Here is a 17,306-nt window from a genome sequence, read left to right on the forward strand (position 1 = left end):
CCCGCGATGAACCGACCAACCACCCCGCCACGCCGCGCCGCCGGCTTCACCCTGATCGAGCTGTCGATCGCGCTGATCGTGATCGGCATGCTGATCAGCATGGCCAAGGTCGGCGGCGATCTGATGCGCCAGTCGACCTATGTCAAGCTGATCAACGACTTCATCTTCATCGGCGGCTGGCACAACGCCTACGGCAGCTACACCGTCGGCCAGGGCCACGTGCTGCTCGACGACCCGGCCAGCCCCACCGGACTGGTCAACCAGGACGGCGACGCGGTCTGCCGCGAAGACCTGGTCAGCGCCATGCTCGCCGCTGGCGTCAGCCTGCCCTCGGGGCGCGGGGTCGGCTTCGAGACCCACTACGGCTATCAGGACAGCAACGGCAACCCGCAGGACATGGAGGTGTGTTTCCAGGCCCTCGACTGGGCCGTCCCCGACGGCGCGATCGGCAGCTATCGCAAGGACACGCACAACGTGATGATCCTGACACGGGTCACCCCCGACCTGGCGCGGATGATCGACGCCCAGAAGGACGGACTGGTCGATGCCCGCTTCGGCTGCGTACGCGAAGAGCAATACGCCGATCGTGACGACATCACCAGCAGTCGGAGCTGGAGTCTGGACAACAACACGGTCGACGAGGCGCAGATCGCGACCCTCACCGTCCATGTCTCGATGGACTGCAACTGACCGCCACCGAACCGCACGAGAGTCGAGCCCGCATCATGTCCGCCGATATCGCCCCCAGCACTCCGCAAGGCCCCATCCAGCACAAGCGTCCGCTGCTCGGCGAGCAGCTCCTCGCCAGCGGCGCGGTGAACCGCTCGCAGATCATCTACGCGCTGCAGAAGCAGCGCGTCAGCGGCGAGCCGCTCGGCGCCCTGCTAATCCGGCTCGGACTGGTCACCGAGCAGGAGGTAGCGCGCTGTCTGGCGGTGCAGTACGACCTGCCCTACTGCCCCTTCGCGCAGTTGCCGCCACCGCACGAGGAGGTCCGCGAGCTGTTCCGTCGCGAACTCTGCATCAACCACGGCATGTGTCCCATCGACGTGGTCGACGGCGAGCTGCGGGTGGCCATGGGCAACGCCGACCCACAGCGGCTGATGGCGCTGATCGACCGGCGCACCGGGATGCGGGTGCGGCTGATGCAGACCGAGTTCTCCGCCATACCCAAGCTGATCGCACAGCTCGGCGGGGACGAGTCGAGCGCACTCGAGCGCGCCTTCGTGCAGGAGTACGAGAAGCTCCGGCTCGATCAGCAGAACACCCTCTCGACCGACACTCTGCTCGCGCGCATCCTCCACTACGCCGTCGCCGAACGCGCCACCGACATCCATATCCAGCCCGAGTCGCGCTCGATCCACCTCTCCTTCCGCATCGACGGGGTGCTGCTGCCGGTCTACTGCATGGAGCCGGTGCTGGCGCGACTGATCGCCGCGATCAAGGTGCGCGCCGGCATGGACATCGCCGACAGCCTGCTGCCACAGGACGGGCGTTTCACCACCACCGTCAACGACGACACCTACGACGTCCGTGTCTCCACCGCGGTTACCCCGCACGGCGAGAACGTGGTGCTGCGCCTGCTGCCCACCGGGGCCTATATCAGCGGGCTCGACGAACTCGGCTTCCTGCCCGCGCACCTGCCGCTGCTCCAGGACCTCTTCGAGCAGCCCCACGGCATCATCCTGATGACCGGTCCCACCGGCTCGGGCAAGACCACCACCCTCTATGCCGGGCTGCGCGCCCAGGGGCTCACGGGCAAGAACATCATCACCGTCGAGGACCCGATCGAGTACTCCCTGCCCTTCGCCACCCAGACCCAGGTCAACCGCCGCGCCGGCTACGGCTTCGAGCACGCCATCACCCATTTCCTGCGCCACGACCCGGACATCATGCTGGTCGGCGAGATTCGCGACGGCGAGACTGCCGAGGCGGCGATGCGCGCAGCCGAGACCGGCCATCTGGTGCTCTCCACCCTGCACGTCAACGGCGTGTTCGCGGTGGTCAACCGACTGCGCACCCTCGGCATCCCCGCCGCGACCATCGCCGAGGCACTGATCGGCGTGGTCAACCAACGTCTCGCCCGGCGGCTCTGCGGACACTGTCGCCAGCCCGACCTCGGCGACGACCTCGCCCGCGACCTGGCCGAGCGCGGCGAGCCGCTGTATCGCGGCGTCGGCTGTCCACGCTGCCGTCACACCGGCTACCACGGCCGGGTGCTGGTCTATGAACTCTTGCTGATCGACGAGACCCTGGCGCACTGGATCGGCGAGGGCGCACCACGCGGCGGCGCGGAGATGCTGGAGCGCCCCGGACGCTATGTGGCGATGCGCGAGGTCGCGTTGCAGCGACTGCACAGCGGCCAGACCAGCCGCGAGGAGCTGCGCCGACTGTTCGGCCCCCAGTTCATGGAGACACTGCTGCAACCCCAGGGGTGAGACTGGCAACACAATCGTCACGCACGGGTCATCGACAGCGGTCGCGTCGATACGCACGGAGGCGTACCATCGATCGAGTCGCCTTCCCTGACACCATCGTTTCAGGACGCTGCCATGTACGCCACTCCACAGACCAGCGACGGCTGGATCACCAAGGTCGTCGAGCGCACCGACGAGGGCTTCCTGGTCGAGGCTCGCTTCGCACTCGGCCCCGAGTTCCGCTCCCGCGTCGCCGAGCGAGAGTCCGAGCTGCTGTTCGCCGCGCGCAGCCGACTGGCGCGCCTGGGGATCAACATCGTCCCCGCCGCGCCGGCCCCGACCTTCGACCACACCTATTGCGACCTGCGCCTGCAGATCGTCGCCGCCATCGCCTCCTACGGCATCGGCGAGCATCTCGAGCGTATCGTCGTCCCCGGACTGCGCGTCGGGCGGCTGGTGTTCTGTCCCGAGGACACCCGGCTCGACTCGACCGAGATCCACCGCCTGATCCGCGACAACGCCATCCAGGTGCCCTCGGGCTTCTCGATCGACAGCAACGGCTATCTGATCCTGCGCCCGCAGCGCCAGATCTTCCATTTCGCCCAGCCGCTCGGTATCGAACAGGTCACCGCCATCGCCACCCATGCCGACGGCAAGGATCTGCTCAACCGACTGCAGGTCCGCGAGCCGGTCGAGCACATCGAGCTGCCCCCGCGCGACGGGCTGGTCACCGCCTGCTCGATGTTCCTCCACCGTCACTACGTGGTGTTGCGCAACCTCGACGAGGCGCTGGGGCTGCACCTGCAGGCCACGGTGCTCGATCCGGTCTCGACCCGGGGCACCAACATCTATCTCGAGTTCATCAACCGCTCCGACCAGCTCATCATCAACCCCAGCGTCGCCGCCACCGTCCACGAGGCGATCGCGCTCGAACCCCGTCGTCGCTACTGGCACGGCGGCCCCGAGCGCCAGGGCGAACCGGGCAGCCAACCCGACCCGGAGTTCGAGACCCTCAAGGCAGTGTTCGACCGGCTCGAGAGCGGCGCCAACCACGACCACTACTCCCACCGGATGATGGCGATCAGCCACGCCCCCGCACGACTGCGCGCCGGCGACGCGCCCGAGCACATCTGGACCCAGCCGCAGACCCCGCCGGATCCGCGGCGCGGCACCGAGCTGGCCGCCGGGCTGGTGGCCGAGGGGTTGCGGCTCGACACCCGCCCCGAGTGCGGCACCTCGGTGCTCTCCGAACTCCCCGACGGCGCGCGCGCCACCCTGCTGCTCGGCTACTTCCCCAATCTGGTCGAGCACACCGAGATCTGCGCCGCCGCGCTGCAGCAACGCATCGGCCGGATCATCTTCCGCCGCGCCTCGTTCGAGCACGGTCACTTCCTCTCGGCACGCGATCATGGCCGGCTGGCCGACTACGAGGGACTGGGGATCGAGGTGTTCTGGTGCAACGACGCACGGGGGCACGTGGTCAAGCACGTCTTCCGCGGGCTGCGTGGCTACTTCACCGCGCCGGAGAACGTCTCGCGCTTCCACGACACCCTGGTGTTCGCCATCTACGGCTCGACCAGACCGCTCAACGACCACGGCATCGCCCAGGTCGAGCGCCTGCTCACCAACCTGCGCGGACTCTTCGGCAACGACATCAGCATCCTCACCGGCGGCGGCCCCGGGGCCATGCAGCAGGTCACCGACGTGGCCCACGAGATGGGGCTCATGGTCGGCTCGAGCTTCATCGAGACCATCGATCAGAAGCCCAACGACAGCGCCGACTTCTACCAGACCTTCCAGAGCCGCAGCCGACAGTCGCGCCAGCGCTGGTTCGAGATCGCCAGCTTCCACATCTTCCTCACCGGCGGCGTCGGCACCCTCGAGGAGATCGGCCTGACCCTCACCGACATGAAGCTCGGGGTGATCGAGTCCGGCCCTCTGGTGTTCTTCGACGGCAGCGGCAACGGCTTCTACTGGGAGGGCCTGCAGACCCAGCTCGCGCACATGGCCGACCAGGGCCGGATGCCGCACTGGTTGCTCGACGACATCCTCATGACCAGCGACCCCGACGCCGTGCCCAGGTTCTACAAGCAGGCGTTGCGGCTGGGTTGAGAAGAGGGGGATCAGCGATCAGCTTCCAGCGGTCAGCCTCCAGTGGGGAAAGGTCGGCCTTCACTCATCGCTGCGGCTGAATGCACACGCCCGCTGGTGGTTGGTGACTGGCGGCTGGTGACTGGTGGTTGGTGACTGGTGGTTGGTGACTGGTGGCTGGTGACTGGCGGCTGACGGCTGGTGGCTGGCGGCTGGCGGCTGGTAGCTGGTGACTGGCAGCTGGTGACTGGCGGCTGGCGGCTGGCGGCTGGCGGCTGGCGGCTGGCGGCCATAGCCCGATCACCCGTGACTTCTGTGAACAAAAGCCGCACAATCGAGCGAGGGGCCGACGCCCGTCGGGCGTCGGCGGTCAATGTCAGCCGGGGGCCGCGCACCGCGCCCGCCACCGAGAGCCAAGGGTCGAATTGATCCCGAGACATCCGCCGTGCCGACAGTCCTGACCTTCGAACATCCGCTCAACGAGCGCACCCGGACCTTCCTCCGGCTCGAACACCTGTTCGAGCGCTTCGATCACTTCGCGCCCCAGCCCGAGGATTGGGCGACGCGCGCCGCACTCGAGAGCCTGATCGAGATCGTTGCCATCACCGCCCGCGCCGATGTGCGCAACGAACTGCTCAAGGAACTCGAACGCACGCTCGAGACCCTGCGCCGCATCGCCTCGCGGCCCGGCGTCGACCCCGGCGCCCTGGAGCGCGTGCTCAGCGACCTGGAGCGCTCGCGTAACACCATCCTCGCCATCGACGGCCCCATCGGTCAGATCGCCCGCGAGGACGACTTCCTCAAGGGTGTCGCCCAGCGCAACAGCATCCCCGGCGGCAGCTGCAGCTTCGACCTGCCACAGCTCCACCACTGGCTGCTGCAACCGCCCGAACAACGCCAGCAGCGTCTGGCCGACTGGCTCGTGGACCTGCGCCCGGCCCATCAGGCGATCGCGCTGACACTCTCGCTGGTACGCGCCAGCGCCCCGCCGCGCCAGGCCATGGCCGAGGCCGGGTTCTATCAGGAGGCACTCGAGAGCCAGGTGCCACCGCAACTGGTGCGCATCGGCGTCGATGCCAGCAGCGGGCTCTACCCCGAGGTCAGCGGTCATAAGAACCGCTTCAGCATCCGCTTCATGACCATCGAGAGCGAGGAGCGCCCGGCCCAGACCAGCGACGACATTCCCTTCCGACTGACCTGCTGTCTTTTCTGATCCATGTCCATCACCGTCCCCTGCCCGACCTGCGCCACCCCCGTCGAATGGAGCGAGCAATCGCCCTGGCGTCCTTTCTGCAGCGAACGCTGCCGCCTCATCGACCTCGGCGAGTGGTTCAACGAGAACCACCGCATCAGCGAACCGATCGACCCCGAGACCCCGCCCCAGCAGACATCGCCGGAGCATTGAGTCGGCCCAGGCCAGCGGCCAGCGGCCAGCGGCCAGCGGCCAGCGGCCAGCGGCCAGCGGCCAGCGGCCAGCGGGATTGAACCGCTAAGATCGCCAAGGTCGCAAAGACACTGACCGACCTTCAGCGAGCAGCCTGAAGTCTGGGTTTGCAGTCAACTGCGGCGGCACAAGACGATCCAGCCTCCTCACTAGGAGGCTGGCAGCTGGAAGCCCTTCTTCTCTTCGCACCCTTTGCGGCTTTGCGGTTCAATCCGCTGGCGGCTGGTCGCTGGAAGCTGACTCGAACCGCGAAGACACCAAGGACGCAAAGACAGTGACCGGTCTTCAGCAAGCGGCCTTCAAAGTGGGTTTGCAGTCAACCGCGGCGATACAAGACGATCCAGCCTCCTCACTGGAGGCTGGCAGCTGGAAGCCCTTCTTCTCTTCGCGCCCTTTGCGGCTTTGCGGTTCAATCCGCTGGCGGCTGGTCGCTGGAAGCTGACTCGAACCGCTAAGATCGCCAAGGTCGCAAAGACAGTGACCGACCTTCAGCGAGCAGCCTGAAGTCTGGGTTTGCAGTCAACTGCGGCGGCACAAGACGACCCAGCCTCCTCACTAGGAGGCTGGCAGCTGGAAGCCCTTCTTCTCTTCGCACCCTTTGCGGCTTTGCGGTTCAATCCGCTGGTGGCTGGCGGCTGGCGGCTGAAAGCTAGTCGCCGGGCCACAGCCCGCGGATGGCGGCGATGCCCTGGGCGCCGAGGTCCCAGGCGGTGTCGAGGTCGGCGCGGGTCATGCCGCCGAGGGCGTAGACCGGAACATTGGCGGTGGCGGCGATGGCGGCGAAACGCGACCAGCCGAGGGCCGGGGCGCCGGGGTGAGTGGCGGTCGTCTTGACCGGCGAGAGCAACGCGTAGTCGAGTCCGAGGGTGGCGATGCGATCGAGTTCGGCGACATCGTGACAGGCGGCGCCAACCAGCTCGCCGGGCGCGCCGGGACGCGCGCCCAGCCGCGCGAGCAGGCTCGAGCCCAGATGCAGCCCGTGACGCGACACTCCGACGACCTCCTCCGGCGCACGATTGAGCAGCAGCTTGGCGCCGTGACGCTCGCAGCGCTCGAACGCCTGCTCGGCCAGCGCGCGATAGTCGGCGGCGCCGAGTGCGTGCGCGCGCAGCTGCACCAGTCGCACCCCACCCTCCAAGGCGCGCTCGAGCCGGCGCAGGAACTGCTCAGCGTGCTCGGGGTCGGCCCCGGTGATCAGCATCAGCGGGGGCAGACGCAGCGCGGTGATGATCGGCCGATCGGCGGCGGGGAAGTCGTCGGGGTTCATTGCCTCGGGGTGTACCCAGTCGAGCGGCTGGCCCTCGCGACCCTCTGGCACGCCGACATAGCGCTCGACCCGGTGGACGTCGAGCAGCACCCGTCGATCACCGTAGTGATGACGCACTCGGATCAGCGGCCGGCTGCGCTCGACACGGATACCGAGTTCCTCGTCGAGTTCACGGGCGAGCCCGGCGACTGGCGACTCACCCGTCTCGAGCTTGCCGCCGGGGAACTCCCACAGCCCGCCCTGGTGCACACCCTCAGGACGGCGGGCAATGAGGATCCGGCCCTCGTGGTCGGCGATGGCGCCGACCATGACATGGATCTCGGCGGGATCGCGATCAGCTGCGGTATTCGGCGTTGATGCGGACATAGTCGTAGGACAGATCGCAGGTGAGCACCTGGGCCTCGGCCTCACCGCGACCGAGATCGACACGGATGAGGATCTCGGACTCGGCCATCACCGCGGCGCCGGCGGCCTCTTCGTAGTCGGCGGCACGCCCGCCGTCACGCACGATAGCCACGTCGCCGAGCCACACCTGCACCCGGTCGATGTCGAGCGATTCGACCCCGGCGCGACCGATCGCCGCAAGGATCCGGCCCCAGTTGGGATCGGAGGCGAAGAGCGCGGTCTTGACCAGCGGCGAGTGGGCGATGGTATAGCCGACCCGACGCGCCTCGTGCCAGTCGCGCGCGCCCTCGACGGCGATGGTGACCAGCTTGGTCGCACCCTCGCCGTCCTTGACGATGGCCCGCGCCAACTCGGTGCAGAGTGACTCCAGCGCCTCCTGCAGGGCCGTCGCGTCAGCGCTCGCCGGATCGCTGACCGGCGCGTTGCCGAGCGCGCCGGTGGCGGCGAGCACGCAGGCGTCGTTGGTCGAGGTGTCGCCGTCGACGCTGACGGCGTTGAAGGAGCGGTCACTGGCCGTCTGCAACGCCTGCTGCAGCACCTCGGGGGCGACGGCGGCGTCGGTGGCGACGAAGGCGAGCATGGTCGCCATGTCGGGACAGATCATCCCCGAACCCTTGGCCATCCCGGTGAGGGTCGCGGTCTGTCCGCCGCACTGGAAGCGGCGCGAGGCGAGCTTGGGGAAGGTGTCGGTGGTCATGATCGCGCGCGCCGCCGCCGGCCAGGCGTCGGCGGCAAGCCCCGGCAACAGCCCCGGCAGCGCGGTGCTGAAGCGCTCGACCGGCAGGTGCTCGCCGATCACCCCGGTGGAGAAGGGCAGCACCTGCTCCGAAGCACAGCCGACCAGCCCGGCCAGCGCGCCGCAGCTCGCCTGCGCCGCCTCCAGCCCCTGTCGACCGGTGCCGGCGTTGGCGTTGCCGGCGTTGATCAGCAGATAGCGCGGCGCGGCGCTCGCGAGATGGCGGCGCGCCAGGGTCACCGGCGCGGCACAGAAGGCGTTGCGGGTGAACACCGCGGCGCAGGTCGCGCCCTCGGCCAGCTCCATCACCACCAGGTCGTCACGCCCCTGGTAGCGAATGCCGGCGGCGGTGGCCCCGAGCCGGATGCCGGGAACCGGGAGGAAGTCGATCGCGTCGCTGGTGTTCATGGTCTCAGTCCGCCTTGCCGTGACACTGTTTGTACTTCTTGCCCGAACCGCAGGGGCAGGGCTCGTTGCGACCGATCTTGCGACCGTCGCGGACGTAAGGCGCATCGGCCTCACCACCGGGCTGAGCGCCACGCCCCTCCTGCTCGGCACCAGGCTCCGGCGCCGTCCGTCCACCGTCGAGACCGGTGAAGGCGTCGTGCTTGAACTCGAAGCCAGCGCTCGGCGCGGCCTCACGCTCGGGTAGCTCGGCCGCGGTCTGCACCTGCAGCTTGGCGAGGGTGGCAACCACCTCCTGCTTGATCGAGTCGAGCATCGCCGAGAACATCTCGAAGGCCTCGCGCTTGTACTCCTGCTTGGGGTTCTTTTGCGCGTAACCACGCAGGTGGATGCCCTGACGCAGATAGTCCATGGCGGCGAGATGATCCTTCCAGTGCGCGTCGAGGGTCTGCAACATCACCGCCTTTTCCAGCTCGCGCATGTTGTCGGCGCCGACCACGCGCGCCTTCTCGGCGCTCTGCTCGGTGAGGGTCTCGGCGATGCGCGCGCGCAGCGTCTCCTCGTGCAGCGAATCGTCCTCCTCCAGCCAGCGACGCAGCGGCCAGTTGCCGCCGAAGTGCTCGGCCAGGGCCTGCTCGAGACCAGGCAGATCCCACTGCTCCTCGAAACTCTCCGGCGGCACGTAACCGTCGATGAGCTGGCCGAGCACGTCGCCGCGCATCGCCGCGATGGTCTCGCCGACGTCGGTGATGTCCATCAGCTCGCGCCGCTGGCGGTAGATCACCTTGCGCTGGTCGTTGGCGACGTCGTCGTACTCGAGCAGCTGCTTGCGGATGTCGAAGTTGCGACCCTCGACCTTGCGCTGGGCGTTCTCGATGGCCTTGGTCACCCAGCGATGCTCGATCGCCTCGCCCTTTTCCATGCCCATGCGCTTCATCATGGTCCCGATGCGCTCGGAGGCGAAGATGCGCATCAGATTGTCTTCGAGCGAGAGATAGAAACGCGAGGAGCCAGGATCGCCCTGACGCCCGGAACGACCACGCAGCTGGTTGTCGATACGCCGCGACTCATGGCGCTCGGTGCCGATCACGTGCAGACCACCGGCGCTCATCACCGTGGCGTGACGGCTCTCCCAGTCGGCGCGCAGCGCGGCGGCGTCGGCCCCGGCGCCAACGGCCTCCAGCTCGGCCTCGAGGTTGCCGCCGAGGACGATGTCGGTACCACGACCGGCCATATTGGTGGCGATGGTCACGGTCCCCGGACGACCGGCCTGGGCGATGATCGCCGCCTCGCGCTCGTGATGCTTGGCGTTGAGCACCTGGTGCTCGATGCCTTCCTTGGTGAGCAGGTTGTCGATCAGCTCCGAGGTCTCGATCGAGGCGGTACCGACCAGCACCGGCTGACCACGCGAGACGCAGTCGCGCACGTCCTCGATGATCGCCTGGTACTTCTCCTCCTGGGTGAGGTAGACCAGATCGCCGCGGTCGTCACGCACCGTCGGCTGGTTGGTGGGAATCACCACCACCTCGAGCCCGTAGATCTGCTGGAACTCGTAGGCCTCGGTGTCGGCGGTGCCGGTCATGCCGGCGAGCTTGGGGTAGAGACGGAACAGGTTCTGGAAGGTGATCGAGGCCATGGTCTGGTTCTCGGCCTGGATCGCCACGCCTTCCTTCGCCTCGACCGCCTGGTGCAGCCCCTCGGACCAACGCCGCCCGGGCATGGTGCGCCCGGTGAACTCGTCGACGATGATCACCTGACCGTCGCGCACGATGTAGTCGACGTTGCGCTGAAACAGCGCGTGTGCGCGCAGCGCCGCATAGACGTGGTGCATCAACGCGATGTTGGCCGAGTCGTAGAGGCTCGCGCCGGCGTCGAGCAGGCCGGCCTCGACCAGCATCTGCTCGACGCGCTCGTGTCCTTCCTCGCTGAGGTAGACCTGGCGCATCTTCTCGTCGACCGAGTAGTCACCGGGGCCGAAGTCGGGCTTGCCCTCGTCGTTGGTGATCGGGTCCTGGCGGGTCAGGCGTGGGATCAGGGTGTCGATCTTGTTGTAGCGATCGGTGTCACCCTCCGAGGGACCGGAGATGATCAGCGGGGTCCGCGCCTCGTCGATGAGGATCGAGTCGACCTCGTCGACGATGGCGTAGAAGGGGTCGCGCTGGACCCGCTGCTCGGGGCGGAACGCCATGTTGTCGCGCAGGTAGTCGAAGCCGTACTCGTTGTTGGTGCCGTAGGTGATGTCGGCGGCATAGGTCTCGCGCCGCGTCACCGGACGCAGATGACGGTAACCCTCGCCCTCGACCGGTTCATGGGCCGGGTCGAGCAGATAGGATGCGGCATCCGGCCCCATGCCACCGGAGGAGTTGATGACGCCGACCGAGAGCCCGAGGAAATGGTAGAGACGCCCCATCCAGGCGGCGTCGCGTCGCGCCAGATAGTCGTTGACGGTGACCACGTGCACGCCCTTGCCGGGCAACGCGTTGAGATAGGCGGCGAGGGTCGCGACCAGGGTCTTACCCTCACCGGTACGCATCTCGGCGATCTTGCCGTCGTTGAGCACCATGGCGCCGACCATCTGGACGTCGAAGTGACGCATGCCGAGCACCCGTCGCCCGGCCTCGCGCACCACCGCGAAGGCCTCGGGGAGCAGCGCCTCGAGGGCCTCGCCGTCGGCCAGCCGCTTGCGGAACTCGGTCGTCTTGGCGGCGAGCGCATCGTCCGACAACCGCTCGATTTCGGGTTCGAGTGCATTGATCTTCGCGACCGACTTCAGCAGCGACTTGACCAGGCGATCGTTGCGGCTGCCGAAGACCTTCTTGAGCAGTTGAGTGACCATCGAATTGACTGAGACCTGTGCCTAGGAAAATCGGGGAATTGTACCGGATTTGCTTGACCGTTGCGGGACCACCGGGGGCGGAGCCCAGGGCTCCCGCGCGATCATCACCATCCAAGGACCACCTTGGCGCAGCATCGTTCGTCAAGAGCCGCCCTGAGGCCTTGGCGCTCAATGCTGATCGAGGAAGGAAGGAGCACGACACCATGGAGGCGCGCGATGCGCCCCGCTGAACCCGCAAGCGGCGCTCAACCGCCCGACTGATCGGCACCGGCGTCGGCCAGGGTGCGCTTGGGCGTCTTGCCAAGGTAGACCATGGGGTCAACGGCCTTACCGTCCTTGATCACCTCGAAGTGCACGTGCGGACCGGTGGCGACGCCCGACGAGCCGACGGTGGCGATCTTCTGCCCCCGGCGCACCATCTGCCCGACCTCGACCAGATTCTTGTTGTTATGGGCGTAGCGGGTCACCAGTCCGTCCATGTGACGAACATCGACCACCAAGCCATAGCCATTGCGTCGGCCGCTGAACTCGACCACGCCATCGGCGGCTGCGGCGATCGGGGTGCCGCGCGGACTGGCGAAGTCGACACCACTGTGGAACAGCCGCACCTTGCGCGTCGGGTGGATCCGATAGCCGAACTTGGAGGTGATATAGCCGGAGGCGACCGGCCAGTTGGTCGGCAGCGCCTGCGCCTTGAGCCCCTGCTCCATCACCACGCCCTCGATCACCCCGAGCTTGCGCTGGCGATCATCGATGAGACTGGCGACGCTGCCGAGTTCGCTAATCAATTCCTTGATGGTGTAGTCGCGCACCGGTCCCTCGGCGGGGCCACCCTGCGGCGGCGGTCGATCGAAGTCGAACTCCTCGGCGTCGAGCCCGGACATCTGCACCAGCCGTGCGCCGAGCGCATTGAGTCGCAGCAGTTCGGCCTGCATCTCCCCGAGACGGGCGGCGAGCGCGTTGATTTCATCGGTGGAGGGGGTGGCGGGAATCGAGAGAGTGGATGCGGCGGCAGGTGGCGGGGCGGGCGGTTCGATGCGGATGAGGGACTGACCGGCCAGGAATCCGATCCCGCCACCACCGAGCACGCAGGCCCCGAGGGCCAGCAGGATCACCTGGCCACGCGGGGCCTTGCTTCGATCGAGATGATGCATCGCTTCTCTCTACGGTTAGGCTCACGCCCGAGGACGCGAGTTTATACTACGGTGACGTGATTTGATTCTGGCACTGCCGGCATGGCCCCATTCGCCACCTACCGGAAACGCCGAACGATTGGATAGGCGCCTTCATTGACATCATCGGGCGGCAGCACACGCCTCCTGCTCGACACACCGACAACCCGCAGCGATGCCCGACCGGCCCAAAACGATCCACGACCTGCTCTGGAACAACCCCATGGTGCGCGCCCGGCTCGCCCGGCGACAGCGCGAACTCGAACTACTCGAGGCCGCTCGCCAGCGCGTCCCCGGCGGGCTGCAGCGTCACTGTATCGACGCCCACCTCGAGGACACCACGTTGGTGCTAGTGCTCGACTCGCCGGCGTGGGCGACTCGCGCGCGCTTCATCGCCCGCGATCTCGGCGCCGCGCTGGCCGCGCCCGATCTCACCGCGGTGCACATCCAGACCCGACCGCCACAGTCACCACGCCAGCACCCCACCAGCGCTCAGACCGGCACTCCGCGTCGACTCTCGGCGGCGACCGTCGAACACTTGCGCACCGCCGCCGAACACCTGGACGACCCCGAACTCGCCGCCACCTTCAGACGACTCGCCGAGCGTCATGTCGAGGACGACACCTCGAACGACTGAGCGAGCACACGCAAGCGACCGGCCGCTGCCAGGGGCAGCGACCGGTCGTTGCGGCAATGGATTGACGAGGGCTGGGCGCGACCATCATCATCGCCCGGCCAGACCCGGCGGCTCAGATCGCGGCCACCGGCTGACCATAACCGATGGGGGCGCACTCACCGTCCTCGAAGCTGACCTCCTCCCAGGCGGCGGTGTCGGCAACCAGGGCACGGACCAGCATGTTGTTGAGTGCGTGCCCGGACTTGTGACCGCTGAAGGCGCCGACCAGAGAATGGCCGAGCAGGTACAGGTCACCGATGGCGTCGAGCATCTTGTGACGCACGAACTCGTCGTCGTAGCGCAGGCCTTCCTCGTTGAGCACCCGATACTCATCGACCACCACGGCATTGTCGAGGCTACCGCCGAGGGCGAGGTTCTGCTGGCGCAGCGCCTCGATCTCCTTGAGAAAGCCGAAGGTCCGGGCCCGGCTGACCTCGCGCACGAAGGAGTGGGTCGAGAGGTCGATGCTGGCGCGATTGACCCGAGCGTGGAAGGCCGGATGGTCGAAATCGATGGAAAAATCGACCCGGAAGCCGTGATAGGGCGTAAAGCGTGCGTACTTGTCGCCATCACGCACCTCGATCGGGCGCTTGATGCGGATGAAGCGCTTGGCCCTAGGCTGCTCCTCGACACCGGCAGACTGGATAAGGAACACGAAGGGCGCGGCGCTGCCGTCCATGATCGGCACTTCGGCGGCACCGAGATCGACATAGGCGTTGTCGATACCGAAGCCGGCGAAGGCGGCGAGCAGGTGCTCGACGGTGGAAACCCGCACGTCGTCGCGCACCAGGGTGGTGGAGAGCCGGGTGTCGCCGACGTTGAAGGGCGTGGCCTGGATCTCGACCGGGGTGTCGAGATCCACCCGCCGGAACACGATACCGGTATCCGGAGCGGCCGGGCGCAGGGTGAGCGCGACCTTCTCACCGGTGTGAAGCCCCACGCCGGTGGTCTGGATCACGGTCTTCAAGGTGCGTTGCTTGATCATCGCCCGGGTTACCCCTCGCTATCCACGGCGGCCGACGGCGATCCCTGCCGGTTGCCGGTCGAGTCCAGCGCGGGACCGGCTCAACCGGCCCCACGCCGCTCATCCTGTGCTCGATTCATGTGCACGCGCGTCATCACGACGGGTGCGGTTTCGGATAGCTTAGGGTTTTCCCGAAGATTTATCAAGTTTCGCACGCAACAAGACACGACGCCCCTGTTTTCAAACGTCTTTCAGATACAGGGAAACCCCTGATCAATCAGCCTGACGACGCAAGAAGGCGGGGATGTCGAGATAATCCAGGTCGCTCTCCCCGACCGACTCGGACGCCGCCTGAGCACCCGCCTTGCGCGCAACCGCCGGACGGCGATCGAGTTCGCGATAGTCGGGCGCGCTCTCACCCCCGTCACCGCTGACCAGACGCATCGCCGGCTCCTGCAGCCCGGGACGGCGGACCTTGACGCGATTACCGCCGAGCCCGGTGGCGACCACGGTCACTCGCAGCTCGTCCTCAAGTTCGGGGTCGACCACGGTCCCGACCACCACGGTGGCCTCGTCGTCGGCGAACTCGCGCACCGTGCTGCCGACCTCGTCGAACTCACCGATGGTGAGGCTCATCCCCGCGGTGATGTTGACCAGGATGCCCTTGGCGCCGGCGAGATCGATGTCCTCGAGCAGCGGGCTGCGGATCGCCGCCTCGGCTGCCTCGCGGGCACGATTCTCGCCCTGGGCCGCACCGGTCCCCATCATCGCCACGCCCATCGTCGACATCACCGTCTTGACATCGGCGAAGTCGACGTTGATCAGTCCCGGGCGGGTGATCAGCTCGGCGATGCCCTGAGTGGCGTTGAGCAGCACGTCGTTGGCCGCGCGGAAGGCGTCGAGCAGGCTCATCTCCTTGCCGAGCACCGCCAGCAGCTTCTCGTTGGGAATGGTGATCAGCGAATCGACGTTGGTGGCCAACTCGGCGATCCCCTCCTCGGCCACGCGGCTGCGCTTGACGCCCTCGAAGGGGAAGGGCTTGGTGACCACGGCGACGGTGAGGATCCCCAGCTCCTTGGCGACCTGGGCGACCACCGGCGCGGCGCCGGTACCGGTACCACCGCCCATGCCCGCGGTGATGAAGACCATGTCGGCGCCCTCGAGCGCATCCTGGATGCGATCGCGATCCTCCATCGCGGCACTCTGTCCGACCTCGGGGTCGGCGCCCGCGCCCAGTCCCTTGGTGATACCGGCGCCGAGCTGCAGGATGGTCTTGACGTTGGAGTTCTTCAGCGCCTGAGCATCGGTGTTGGCGCAGATGAAGTCGACCCCCTCGATGGTCGAGGCGACCATGTGGTTGACCGCGTTGCCGCCACCGCCACCGACGCCGATAACCTTGATGACCGCGTTCTGGCTATGGGTGTCCATCAGTTCGAACATGTGAAATCTCCTCTCTTGTTGCAGTGCGCAAAAACCTGAAACCTCGTCGGCGCCGCGCTCCAGGCGACACCGCCCCCCGACATCCCCGACGTCCTCTGGACACCGGGGCCTCTGAGACCGCAGGCCGCGGTCCATCCTGACTACGGCATCGCTCGCGACACCGCCCTGCCGACACCACCGCCCCGGAACGACCGGAGCAGCGGCACCGTCCCTCTAGAACGTGCCCTGGAACCAGCCGCGCATGCGCGACCACATCCCTTGCAGCCCCGGCCCCTCGGCCATCTCGGGAGCACGGGCGAAGCGGTGCTGGCGCGCATACATCAGCAGTCCCACCCCGGTCGCATAGGCCGGGTTGTCGACCACCTCGGACATGCCGACGACGTGCTGCGGCACACCGAGACGCACCGGCATGTCGAACACCGACTCGGCCAGCTCGACCAGTCCCTCCATCTTGGCCCCGCCGCCGGTGAGCACCACGCCGCCGGCGACCACCTCCTCCAGCCCGCTGCGCCGCAGCTCGTTCTTCAGCAGGGTCAGCAGCTCTTCGTAGCGCGGCTCGGCGACCTCGGCGAGCATCTGGCGCGAGAGCCGGCGTGGCGGTCGGTCACCGATGCTCGGCACCTCGATCGCCTCGCTGTCGGCGGCGAGCTGAGCGAGCGCGCAGGCATGCTCGACCTTGATCTGCTCGGCGTATTGGGTGGGCGTGCGCAGCGCCACGGCGATGTCGTTGGTGACCTGGTCGCCGGCGATCGGGATCACCGAGGTGTGGCGGATGGCGCCATTGGTGAACACCGCCATATCGGTGGTGCCGGCACCGATGTCGACCAGACAGACGCCGAGTTCCTTCTCGTCCTCGCCGAGCACCGAGTAGCTCGAACTCAGCTGCGAGAGCACCAGGTCGTCGACATCGAGCCCGCAGCGGCCGATGCAGCGGGTGAGGTTCTGCGCCGCGCTCGCCGCGCCGGTGACGATGTGCACCTTGGCCTCGAGGCGCACCCCGCACATGCCGATCGGCTCGCGCACCCCGCCCTGCTCGTCGATGATGAATTCCTGCGGCAGGATGTGCAGGGTCTTCTGGTCGGCCGGGATCGCCACCGCACGCGCCGAGTCGATCACCTGATCGACATCGGCCTGGGTGACCTCACCCTCGTTGACCTTGGCGACACCGTCGGAGTTGAAGCTGCGCACATGGCTGCCGGCGATCCCGGCGTGCACCGAGTGGATCTCGCAGCCGGCCATCAGCTCGGCCTCTTCCACCGCGCGCTGGATCGACTGCACCGTCGACTCGATGTCGACCACCACCCCGCGCTTGAGTCCGCGCGAGGGGTGGGCGCCGATGCCGATGATCTCGATCTGATCATCATCCTTGAGTTCGCCGATCAGGGCGGCGACTTTGGAGGTGCCGATGTCCAGGCCCACCAAAAGATTCTTGTCGTTACGTCGCGACATCCGG

The 17,306-nt window shown here is 67.4% G+C and carries 13 protein-coding genes; 6 read left to right on the top strand and 7 right to left on the bottom strand.

What is annotated here, in order from left to right; translation table 11 throughout:
• The first annotated feature begins 6 nt into the window (after positions 1–6).
• The 5 genes from MARPU_RS13885 (at position 7) to yacG (ending at position 5,913) form a co-directional block, all read left to right on the top strand.
• Entirely contained in the window at positions 7–690 is a 684-nt protein-coding gene (locus tag MARPU_RS13885) for a type II secretion system protein (RefSeq protein WP_198015480.1), read from the top strand.
• A gap of 35 nt (positions 691–725) precedes the next feature.
• Complete coding sequence (locus MARPU_RS13890; protein ID WP_005221142.1) at positions 726–2,438, top strand: GspE/PulE family protein; 1,713 nt, start codon at positions 726–728, stop codon at positions 2,436–2,438.
• Positions 2,439–2,552: 114 nt separating this feature from the next.
• Entirely contained in the window at positions 2,553–4,529 is a 1,977-nt protein-coding gene (locus tag MARPU_RS13895) for an LOG family protein (protein WP_005221141.1), read from the top strand.
• Positions 4,530–4,953: 424 nt separating this feature from the next.
• Positions 4,954–5,721, top strand: a complete 768-nt coding sequence (gene zapD, locus MARPU_RS13900) for a cell division protein ZapD (protein WP_005221140.1) — start codon at positions 4,954–4,956, stop codon at positions 5,719–5,721.
• 3 nt (positions 5,722–5,724) lie between these two features.
• Positions 5,725–5,913: a DNA gyrase inhibitor YacG gene (gene yacG / locus MARPU_RS13905; protein ID WP_005221139.1), complete on the top strand. Its 189-nt coding sequence runs from the start codon at positions 5,725–5,727 to the stop codon at positions 5,911–5,913.
• A gap of 688 nt (positions 5,914–6,601) precedes the next feature.
• On the opposite strand, the gene MARPU_RS13910 is transcribed toward yacG, so the two are convergent.
• The 4 genes from MARPU_RS13910 to MARPU_RS13925 all read right to left on the bottom strand — a co-directional run bounded on the left by MARPU_RS13910 (position 6,602) and on the right by MARPU_RS13925 (position 12,755).
• A complete protein-coding gene (locus tag MARPU_RS13910) occupies positions 6,602–7,528 on the bottom strand; it encodes a Nudix family hydrolase (protein ID WP_005221131.1) in 927 nt (308 codons plus the stop codon).
• A 25-nt stretch (positions 7,529–7,553) separates the two neighbouring features.
• Positions 7,554–8,768, bottom strand: coding sequence for a bifunctional glutamate N-acetyltransferase/amino-acid acetyltransferase ArgJ (argJ, locus tag MARPU_RS13915; RefSeq protein ID WP_005221129.1), 1,215 nt, complete (start codon positions 8,766–8,768; stop codon positions 7,554–7,556).
• A 4-nt stretch (positions 8,769–8,772) separates the two neighbouring features.
• Positions 8,773–11,601 carry a preprotein translocase subunit SecA gene (gene secA, locus MARPU_RS13920; RefSeq protein ID WP_005221119.1) on the bottom strand — a complete coding sequence of 943 codons (2,829 nt, stop codon included), beginning with the start codon at positions 11,599–11,601 and terminating at the stop codon, positions 8,773–8,775.
• A gap of 245 nt (positions 11,602–11,846) precedes the next feature.
• Positions 11,847–12,755: a M23 family metallopeptidase gene (locus tag MARPU_RS13925; protein WP_005221117.1), complete on the bottom strand. Its 909-nt coding sequence runs from the start codon at positions 12,753–12,755 to the stop codon at positions 11,847–11,849.
• A 193-nt stretch (positions 12,756–12,948) separates the two neighbouring features.
• On the opposite strand from MARPU_RS13925, the gene MARPU_RS13930 reads away from it, so the two are divergent.
• The gene (locus MARPU_RS13930) at positions 12,949–13,410 is read left to right on the top strand and encodes a DciA family protein (protein WP_005221113.1); all 462 of its coding nucleotides are present in this window, start codon (positions 12,949–12,951) and stop codon (positions 13,408–13,410) included.
• A gap of 112 nt (positions 13,411–13,522) precedes the next feature.
• On the opposite strand, the gene lpxC is transcribed toward MARPU_RS13930, so the two are convergent.
• The 3 genes from lpxC to ftsA form a co-directional block, all read right to left on the bottom strand.
• On the bottom strand, positions 13,523–14,434 hold the full coding sequence (gene lpxC / locus MARPU_RS13935; protein WP_005221111.1) for a UDP-3-O-acyl-N-acetylglucosamine deacetylase: 912 nt from the start codon (positions 14,432–14,434) through the stop codon (positions 13,523–13,525).
• A gap of 252 nt (positions 14,435–14,686) precedes the next feature.
• Entirely contained in the window at positions 14,687–15,853 is a 1,167-nt protein-coding gene (gene ftsZ, locus MARPU_RS13940) for a cell division protein FtsZ (protein WP_005221109.1), read from the bottom strand.
• 213 nt (positions 15,854–16,066) lie between these two features.
• Positions 16,067–17,302: a cell division protein FtsA gene (gene ftsA / locus MARPU_RS13945; protein WP_005221107.1), complete on the bottom strand. Its 1,236-nt coding sequence runs from the start codon at positions 17,300–17,302 to the stop codon at positions 16,067–16,069.
• Between the last annotated feature and the right edge of the window lie 4 nt (positions 17,303–17,306).

This window comes from Marichromatium purpuratum 984 (assembly GCF_000224005.2).
In the GTDB taxonomy this organism is placed as follows: domain Bacteria; phylum Pseudomonadota; class Gammaproteobacteria; order Chromatiales; family Chromatiaceae; genus Marichromatium; species Marichromatium purpuratum.

Bases quoted from the DNA above. Each gene is read 5' to 3' on its own strand.
- MARPU_RS13885 (WP_198015480.1), top strand. From the start codon at position 7: ATGAACCGACCAACCACCCCGCCACGCCGCGCCGCCGGCTTCACCCTG.
- MARPU_RS13890 (WP_005221142.1), top strand. From the start codon at position 726: ATGTCCGCCGATATCGCCCCCAGCACTCCGCAAGGCCCCATCCAGCAC.
- MARPU_RS13895 (WP_005221141.1), top strand. From the start codon at position 2,553: ATGTACGCCACTCCACAGACCAGCGACGGCTGGATCACCAAGGTCGTC.
- yacG (WP_005221139.1), top strand. From the start codon at position 5,725: ATGTCCATCACCGTCCCCTGCCCGACCTGCGCCACCCCCGTCGAATGG.
- MARPU_RS13910 (WP_005221131.1), bottom strand. From the start codon at position 7,528: ATGGTCGGCGCCATCGCCGACCACGAGGGCCGGATCCTCATTGCCCGC.
- argJ (WP_005221129.1), bottom strand. From the start codon at position 8,768: ATGAACACCAGCGACGCGATCGACTTCCTCCCGGTTCCCGGCATCCGG.
- secA (WP_005221119.1), bottom strand. From the start codon at position 11,601: ATGGTCACTCAACTGCTCAAGAAGGTCTTCGGCAGCCGCAACGATCGC.
- MARPU_RS13925 (WP_005221117.1), bottom strand. From the start codon at position 12,755: ATGCATCATCTCGATCGAAGCAAGGCCCCGCGTGGCCAGGTGATCCTG.
- MARPU_RS13930 (WP_005221113.1), top strand. From the start codon at position 12,949: ATGCCCGACCGGCCCAAAACGATCCACGACCTGCTCTGGAACAACCCC.
- lpxC (WP_005221111.1), bottom strand. From the start codon at position 14,434: ATGATCAAGCAACGCACCTTGAAGACCGTGATCCAGACCACCGGCGTG.
- ftsZ (WP_005221109.1), bottom strand. From the start codon at position 15,853: ATGTTCGAACTGATGGACACCCATAGCCAGAACGCGGTCATCAAGGTT.
- ftsA (WP_005221107.1), bottom strand. From the start codon at position 17,302: ATGTCGCGACGTAACGACAAGAATCTTTTGGTGGGCCTGGACATCGGC.